Source organism: Okeania sp. SIO2F5 (assembly GCF_010692685.1).
Lineage (GTDB): Bacteria > Cyanobacteriota > Cyanobacteriia > Cyanobacteriales > Microcoleaceae > Okeania > Okeania hirsuta.
In genome coordinates, this window is the sequence record NZ_JAAHGU010000121.1 from 1 (window position 1) to 8,799 (window position 8,799).

Annotated in this window: 7 protein-coding genes; 3 read left to right on the forward strand and 4 right to left on the reverse strand. The window is 33.3% G+C overall.

Annotated features, from left to right (window positions below; genetic code table 11):
• Positions 1-770: YihY/virulence factor BrkB family protein (locus F6K27_RS25760; RefSeq protein ID WP_287300930.1), on the forward strand; the 770-nt coding region annotated here is incomplete at its 5' end.
• 682 nt (positions 771-1,452) lie between these two features.
• On the opposite strand, the gene F6K27_RS25765 is transcribed toward F6K27_RS25760, so the two are convergent.
• The 3 genes from F6K27_RS25765 to F6K27_RS25775 all read right to left on the reverse strand — a co-directional run bounded on the left by F6K27_RS25765 (position 1,453) and on the right by F6K27_RS25775 (position 2,764).
• Positions 1,453-1,629 (reverse strand): AAA family ATPase, encoded by a 177-nt coding sequence (locus tag F6K27_RS25765; RefSeq protein WP_287275600.1) that lies wholly within the window; start codon positions 1,627-1,629, stop codon positions 1,453-1,455.
• A gap of 124 nt (positions 1,630-1,753) precedes the next feature.
• Positions 1,754-1,978, reverse strand: coding sequence for a hypothetical protein (locus F6K27_RS25770; RefSeq protein ID WP_287275602.1), 225 nt, complete (start codon positions 1,976-1,978; stop codon positions 1,754-1,756).
• A gap of 318 nt (positions 1,979-2,296) precedes the next feature.
• On the reverse strand, positions 2,297-2,764 hold the full coding sequence (locus tag F6K27_RS25775) for a DUF262 domain-containing protein (protein ID WP_287275605.1): 468 nt from the start codon (positions 2,762-2,764) through the stop codon (positions 2,297-2,299).
• A 377-nt stretch (positions 2,765-3,141) separates the two neighbouring features.
• Here F6K27_RS25775 and F6K27_RS25780 point away from each other — a divergent pair, with 377 nt between their 5' ends.
• Positions 3,142-4,359 (forward strand): glycoside hydrolase family 10 protein, encoded by a 1,218-nt coding sequence (locus F6K27_RS25780; RefSeq protein ID WP_124145663.1) that lies wholly within the window; start codon positions 3,142-3,144, stop codon positions 4,357-4,359.
• A gap of 698 nt (positions 4,360-5,057) precedes the next feature.
• On the opposite strand, the gene F6K27_RS25785 is transcribed toward F6K27_RS25780, so the two are convergent.
• Positions 5,058-5,558, reverse strand: a complete 501-nt coding sequence (locus F6K27_RS25785) for a hypothetical protein (RefSeq protein ID WP_287284206.1) — start codon at positions 5,556-5,558, stop codon at positions 5,058-5,060.
• A gap of 404 nt (positions 5,559-5,962) precedes the next feature.
• On the opposite strand from F6K27_RS25785, the gene F6K27_RS25790 reads away from it, so the two are divergent.
• A partial coding sequence (locus tag F6K27_RS25790) for a cobaltochelatase subunit CobN (protein WP_287300931.1) occupies positions 5,963-8,799 on the forward strand: 2,837 nt, incomplete at its 3' end.

Sequence of the window (8,799 nt, forward strand, 5' to 3'; positions counted from 1 at the left end):
ATCAAGTGCGATTTTTAATTAGCAGTGCTGTTGATGAAATTCTGAAAACCCGCAACAAAGAAATATTTTCTTTCAGTTTTATTGGCTCAATATGGATATTTTCTAGCGTACTGACTTCTGCTATGGCAGCTCTTGACGAAATTCATCAAGTTCCTCTTGAGAAAAAACGACCTTTTTGGAAAGCAAAATTAGTTTCTTTAGGACTAACTATTGGTACTCTCATACTATTAATTATTGCCTCTGGATTAGTATTAGTTAGTGACTTAATTGTAGACATGATTGCTCGGCAAAGTTGTTTACTAGAAACTCTGCCAAATTGTCCCCCTGACCAGGTTGCTAGTTGTTTATTTCAAGAACCAGTTGATAATTGTGTGTTGAAGTCACAATTATTAGAAACTTGGGGTCAATTAAGATGGCCGATTACTTTAGGAATAGTTTCTACAGCTTTTGCTTTTGTTTATCGTTTTGGTCCGAGTCGTAGAAGGAAAGGTACACCTATTATGCCTGGTGCAATTATATCAGCATTAATGTGGGCAGGAGCTTCTAATTTATTTCGTTTATACGTTTTTCATTTTGGTAACTATAACCGAACCTATGGAACTATTGGTACTTTTATTATTTTATTGTTGTGGTTATATATTAGTTCATTGGTGGTATTAATTGGGGCACAATTAAATGTAACAGTAGGGGAAGCAATGGCACGGGATAATGTTCCGCATCTACTACAGGAACGATCGGTTATAGAAGGAGGAGAAAGTATGAGAAAGTAAGCATTTAGCCGCCAGCTATCAGCTATCAGCTATTGTTTTTAGTTTTAGATAAAAGCTTTACTAACTGAGTGAGAATTAAATCTTACTATAAAAGTCAGCTGAAAAAGTCTATATTCATTTAAACCCCCTCCTTTTGTTGAGAACTGATAGCTAATAGCTGAATGCTTACTAGAAAAAACGGCAAAAAAAGTCTGAATTAATGTGGTCGTTGTAAAAGGCTAATCACACCAGTTGTTATGGATAAAAAAATTAGAAGTAAAAGCACTCCTCCTGGTAAAAATGCCAGAATTTTTAAGCCTCTGAGGAGCCATACTAATAGAGTTAAAATTGTGAGGATGCCACAAATGTAAGAAAATTGGGGAATTGGAAAATTAGAATTTTTACTCATGGAGTTTAGATAATATCTATATGGATTTAACTATCAAAAATATTGTCACTATTTTAGTAAGCATTCCGTTTGTCATGCTACGCAAACAGCTATTAGCATTTCCTACGGAATGCTCCGCAAACAGCATTTCCGTTTGTCATGCTACGCAAACAGATGTATGAACGTACAGGACTTACTAAAGTTAGTTAGTGACCTTTTTCTTGACTGCGGAATGCTACGCAAACATAATTTTGAATTCTCCTTCTAAGATAATAAGTTAATAGCTGATAGCTGACTGCTGAATGCTTACCTTACCTATTTTAACTTAATACCTATATAACCAAGTTGATAAGATTGACGCATTAAAAGTAATGCTTGTAAGACAGAAGATTTGCCTGTGCTATTTAGACCAGATAGCAAAGTCAGTGGTTTAAATGATAAAAGCTGATTGGCAAAAGGTTTAAAGTTTTTTAGATGTACTGAACTAATCATTTAGAACTTCCTGGATAATTTTTTCAATAGTTTCAAAACGATATTCTATCTTATCTTGAGCTTGAGATATAGACTTGGCAAATTCTTTGTCTTGATCTACATATTTAGCAAAGTTATCTAATAATTATTGCGTCTGATTTTTAAGTTTTTGAGTTTGTTGAGAATTAAGCTGACTAATATGAAATGACCAGGTTTCAAACAAAGCTTTATTAACTGGAAATTTTCTTTGTTTCTTCGGTTTACGGAAAGCTTCATCGCCAAATATTTCTTGACAAACAATCATAGTCTTTTTGAATTTATTTTCAAGTTCTTCAATTTCATAATCAGATAAATCATTAATTTTTTTCATAGCATTATCTAAAAATTATTCTCTGCCAGAGTTGGCATAATTTTTATAAGAATTAGATGTAAGCATAACTGCTAAAGCGCCTAGTACAAATTCCCGATCATCCATACGTTTGATTCGTGATTCACCGAGTTGAATAACATTAGTAAATTCTGGAGATTTAGCAAGTTCAGCTAATAATTTTAGGACTTTACCAGGATTAAGAGCATGACGTATTTCTTGAGGAGTTAAACGTTCTCCTCCTGTATTAATACGTTTAAAAATATTGTACTTAACTTTAGCTGGTGTACCTGGTGCAATTAGATATACAGTAACTTGAGTTTATTCAATACGACGTTGATATTTACGAGGTAATTCTTGATAGGTTTTACCATCAAGTTCATTGCCCAGATATTCTAAACCTGTTAACCGTAAATTATTATCGCTTTTAATAATAAACTGCTTTAAAGCTGAAAGTCTTTGCAATCCATCTATGACTAACCAGTTGTCTTCATTAGTACCATCGATATAAAAAGGTGGCAAAGGAATCCTAATAATAATAGATTCAATAAATCTACTTTTAACGTCATCTTTCCATATATCAGAATGACGCTGAAAATCTGGAGCTAAATCAAGAACTTTTTCATTTATTCTTCTCACCAACTGTTCAATTGTAGGTTCTCTAGTAATAAAATTAATTTTCTCTGGATCGTAAATTAACTCATATTTTTCATAAGCTTCCTCCTCATCATTTTCTGCCTCTTGATATTTGTTTGAATTTTCTTTACTGCTCATAGGTTTGACTGCCATTCTTTAATTTTGATTATACCATCTGAGATTAGACTCAATTCTTAACTATCTATTTCAAATTGACAACTACTATAAAGAAGTATATTATCAAATAGTAAACCTTGATTTTTCCTATTTCTATTTACCTTAATTTATCAATTTATAGATATTAGCGATCGCTCACAAAACAAAACTTAATTCCGATAAAAATATCATGTCTATATCCAAATCAATTTCTCAAATTATCCTCCTAATACTTATTTCCATTATTATCAAAAATTTTGAGAATATAATGTCAAGCATTGAATCTAAAGAGTCTTTATATTTAGATTAATTGTCAATCTCTGAATCTGAGCGATCGCTCAATCACAAATAATTTCAATCTCTACCAAAATTTAATGTATAAATCCAAATCAATTTACCGAATCATCCTCTTAACACTAATTGCAATTTTCACAACAATTACATTGGTATTTGCATCTAATCAAATTAGCAAAACCCCACAAAAAACAGAAATTCGTGGTGTTTGGATAACCAATATTGACAGCGAAGTTTTATTTTCCACTACAGCAACAAAAGCAGCAGTAAATCGTTTAGCAAATCTCAACTTCAACACACTATATTCTACTGTTTGGCAAGGAGGTTATACTCTCTACCCTAGTCAAGTAGCTCAACAAGTATTTGGCAAATATTTAGACCCTACACCTGGTTTACAAGGACGAGATTTTTTACAAGAAGTTATTAACGAAGCACATGAAAAAAATTTAACAATTATTCCTTGGTTTGAATTTGGTTTCATGGCACCAGCAGATTCAGAATTAGTAAGATTACATCCTAATTGGTTAAGCAAACGTAGAGATGGAACTACTATAAAAATGGAAGGTGAATATCAGCGAGTTTGGCTTAATCCCTTTCATCCAGAAGTACAACAATTTATCTTAGATTTAGTAATGGAAATTGTGACTAAATATGATATAGATGGGATTCAATTTGACGACCATTTTGGCTTACCTGCCGAATTTGGTTATGACGATTTTACAGTCAAATTATATGAAAAAGAACTTCCTGGTTTATCCCCTTCTGAAAATTATCAAGAAACTTTTTGGGTGCGTTGGCGAGCGGATAAAATTAATAATTTTATGGGGCGGGTTTCTGAAGAAATAAAAGCGATAAAACCAGACTGTATTATTTCTGTATCTCCTAATCCTTTGCACTTTGCTTTACCTGCTTATTTGCAAGACTGGTTGACTTGGGAAACAGAAAAATGGATTGATGAAATTGTTTTACAAGTTTATCGTCCAGATATTAAACGTTTTATTAATGAGTTGGAACGAACAGAGGTTAAATTAGCTAAAAATAATATTCCTTTTGCCATTGGAATTTTGAGTGGTTTGAAAAATAATTCTACTCCGATAACGACAATTGAAGAACAAGTAGAAGCAGTGCGGAAGAGAAATTTTGCGGGAGTATCGTTCTTTTTCTATGAAAGTTTATGGAAGTGGGGAAAAGAATCAGAAAATATCAGAAATGAAGCTTTGGAAAAAATATTTCAGGGAAAGATTTCAAGACCACATATCTCTAGTTCAAAGAAAGAAGGAAAACCATTGAAGTCGTAAATTTTTCTCTCTCAAGTAAATAGTAGAGGGGAAGGCTAGAAATTTTTCGGACTTGGGGGAGGGAAGAGACTAAAAGTGGCAATTTTTTCCCTCTCAGGTAAACACTAGACTCGAAAAGATAGAAATTTTCTCTAACTTTTTCCTAGAGACAGAACTCAAGCAAGCAAATTTTTTCCTCTCCAGTAAATAGTAGAAGAGAAAAGCTAGAATTTTTTCGGACTTGGGGGAGGGAAGAGACTAGAAGTGGCAATTTTTTCCCTCTCCAGTAAATAGTAGAAGGGAAAAGCTAGAATTTTTTCGGACTTTTTCCTAGACAAAGAACTCAAGCAAGCAAATTTTTTCCTCTCCAGTAAATAGTAGAAGGGAAAAGCTAGGAAATTTTTCGGACTTGGGGGAGGGAAGAGACTAGAAGTTGCAATTTTTTCCCTCTCCAGTAAATAGTAGAGGAGAAAAGCTAGAAATTTTTTCTGACTAGGGGGAGGGAAGAGACTAGAAGTTGCAATTTTTTCCATCTCAGGTAAACACTAGACTCGAAAAGATAGAAATTTTCTCTAACTTTCTCCTAGAGACAGAACTCAAGCAAGTAAATTTTTTCCTCTCAGATAAATAGTAGAAGGGAAAAGGTAGGAATTTTGCGGACTTGGGTTAGGGAAGAGACTAGAAGTGGCACATTTTGCATTGTGACAAACAACTAATATCTATTCATTTAACACCTTAATTTCATAAACTTTAAATCCTGCACCTCTAGGTAAAGGTCTGCCATCCATTCCCATTGGATAAGACCCATAAGCACTCTTCGGTTGATATGGTTTACTATCAACATATTCTCCTTTTGCTTCAACTGTTTTCCCGACATATTCGGCAAAATTTTCAAAAGCGATCGCCTCTGAAACATGCAGAATTACACCTTCTTCAGCAGAACGTTTTTCTATTTCTAAATCTCCTATATCTAAGACATAATAATTACCATCTCCTGGTATCCAAGATTCAGTAGTTTTACTCCAAGGTTTTTCTATAACTGTACCTGTTAAATATATTAGAGAATTACTTTTTTGAACTTCCATAGTTATAGATGGAGTTTGAGATAGTTGATATTTAGTAAATATATAACCGCTCATGCCACTCACAACTCCCACAAATATTGATAATACTATCGAGAATATTCTCCAAGTTGTCAAATTTACTTCTATCATTTCCATCTCTAATTTTAAATTTAATTTAATTGCTATTACATTAAATATACAGTGTTCACAACAAAAATTCCGGAAGTTAAAGCGCTTATCATTTAGTCTAAGTATTAATAGATAATACCGCTTTGAAAAAAAATACTATAAAACAATACAGTTTAGTTAATAATTTTTTATAGTTGATTTTATTTTTTATTATTGGAGATGTCTCATGAATGAAGCAAGCATTCATTTAATTTCTACTACATTCTCAACCTGAGATTCGTACTCTGAAGCTTAGATAAAATTGCTTTTTTCTCTTTTAAAGGTAATAAAACTGATAGCTGACTGCTTAATGCTTAACTTCTTCCTTTTTATTTGGTACAAGAAGGAAAGTTTATGGTAATATTATTAGGCTTTTTCAACAAGATAAATATATGCACCGAATAGCAGCTACTCCTGGTGGTTGGAACCCTCAAGCAGAAGGGGTAATTTTTATCGAACAAACTCCTGCACCGATAATATTTTTAACTGCAGCAGATACGGATATTCAAACATTAGCAGCAGCAGTTAAAAAGTTACCTTTTGATTTTCCACAACTGCGAGTTGCTAATTTACTTCACTTACAACAACAGTTAACTATTGATACTTATGCTGATGATATTTTATCCAAGGCAAAAGTGATTATTGTTCGACTTTTAGGGGGACGCTCCTATTGGTCTTATGGTTTAGAAGTCTTGCTAGAAGTGATAGAAAAAGAAGGGGCAAAACTAATAGTAATTCCTGGAGATGATCGCCCCGATCCAGATTTAATTAGTCATTCTAATATTTCAATTTCTCTAGTTAATCAATTCTGGCAATATTTAATAGAAGGTGGAGTAGATAATTTTGTTAATGGTCTCAAGTTTATCGCTAATATTTGTTTGGGAAAAGATTATAATTTTGCCTCACCTATATCAGTACCGCGAGTCGGAATTTATCCTTGGCAAAAAGAAGAGCAAAAAGAAGAGCAAAGCACAAAGGCAAAAGTCGGAATATTATTCTATCGTGCTCATTATCTTTCTGGAAATGTTGCTCCTATAGATGCTCTTTGTAAAGCTTTAATAGAAAAAAATTTAGAACCTGTTCCGGTATTTGTTTCTTCTCCTAGAGATGTAGAAGTGCAGGGAGAAATATTGGAATATTTTCAACCTGAAAATGCTGAAGCAATTCAATTATTGTTAAACACAACCAGTTTTGCTGTCTCTGTTGTAAATGCTCGAGATTTTTCCAGTGAAAAATATGCTAATCATCCTTTGTTAAGGCAGGGAAAAAATTTAGACATTCCAGTTTTACAAGTAATTTTTAGTGGTGGGAACTTTGAGCAGTGGGAAAGTCAATTTCAAGGTCTTTCACCACGGGATGTGGCAATGAATATTGCACTACCAGAAGTAGATGGAAATATTATTAGTCGGGCAATTTCTTTTAAGGCAGTTCAAACTTGGAATCAAAATATAGAAACAGATGTAGTAAGCTATTTTCCGGTTCAAGATAGGATTGAATTTGTGTCAGAATTGGCAGCTAATTGGATAAAGTTACGGCAAACTCCAGCATCTCAACGTCGCATCGCATTAATATTAGCAAATTATCCTAATCGTGACGGTCGTCTTGCTAATGGAGTGGGGTTAGATACTCCTGCTAGTTGTGTAGAAATTCTTCAAGCTTTACAACAAGCTGGTTATTATTTGGAAAATATTCCAGCAACAGGGGATGAGTTAATTAAATGTCTAACTTCGGGGGTAACAAACGATTTGGAAAGTCGTGAATTACGTCCTGTTTTCCAGTCTTTATCCTTGGCAGAATTTGAAACATATTTTGCTAGTTTGCCACAGGTTGTACAAGAAAAAATTATTCAGAGATGGGGAAATATAAATGACAGAGATTTTGTCATGGCAAACACGTATTTTGCCACTGATGTACAGATTAATTCCACAAAAATTCCGCCATCTTTAGAAAAAGATGTTTCTAGTAATTTTTCAGAATTTCAGAAAGATAATCAGAAAAAAGAAAACGACGAAAATTTTGCCACTGATGTACAGATTAGTTCCACAAAAATTCTGCCATCTTTGGAAAAAGATATTTCTAGTAATTTTTCAGAATTTCAGAAAGATAGTGAGGTAAAAGAAATAGATAATTTTCCTATTCCAGGAATTCAGCTAGGAAATATTTTTGTAGGTATTCAACCTTCGCGGGGTTACGATATTGACCCCAGTTTAAATTATCATGCTCCAGATTTAGAACCTACCCCTAATTATTTAGCTTTTTATTATTGGTTGAGAGAAAAATTTCAAATAGATGCAATTATTCATGTGGGAAAACATGGAAACTTAGAATGGTTGCCCGGTAAAAGTGTCGGTTTATCTCAAGAATGTTTTCCAGAAATAGCTCTCGGTGCTTTGCCACATTTTTATCCTTTTATTGTTAACGATCCAGGGGAAGGTTCTCAAGCTAAACGGAGGTCTCAAGCTGTAATTATTGACCATTTAACACCACCCATGACCCGTGCAGAACTTTATGGCCCTTTGCAACAATTAGAAACTTTAATTGACGAATATTATGAAGCACAAAATTTAGACCCATCTCGGTTATCTGTGATTCGCGATTGGATTATTAATCTGATAGAAACAGAAGGTTTGGATAAAGATTTATCATTTTTGGGAAATAATTTAGACTCCTCTTCATCTTCTTTCCCAAGTAGAGATAAATTTTTCATAGAAGTAGAAGCTTTAAACCAAAATTTATCCTTTTTACCCAAAGATTTAGATTTCTCGGAGTCTCCGTTTCAAAGTAGGGATAAATTTTTCATCGAAGTAGAAGCTTTTTTGGAAAAGGATTTAAATTTCTACCAATCTCACCTCCAAAATAGGGATAAATTTCCTATAGAAGTAGAATCTTTGAAGCAAGATTTATCCTTTTTGCCTAAAGATTTAAATTTCTACCAATCTCACCTCCAAAATAGGGATAAATTTTTCATCGAAGTAGAAGCTTTAAACCAAAATTTATCCTTTTTTCCCCAAGATTTAGATTTCTCGGAGTCTCCGTTTCAAAGTAGGGATAAATTTTTCATCGAAGTAGAAGCTTTTTTGGAAAAGGATTTAAATTTCTACCAATCTCACCTCCAAAATAGGGATAAATTTCCTATAGAAGTAGAATCTTTGAAGCAAGATTTATCCTTTTTGCCTAAAGATTTAAATTTCTACCAATCTCACCTCCAAAATAGGGATAAATTTTTCAT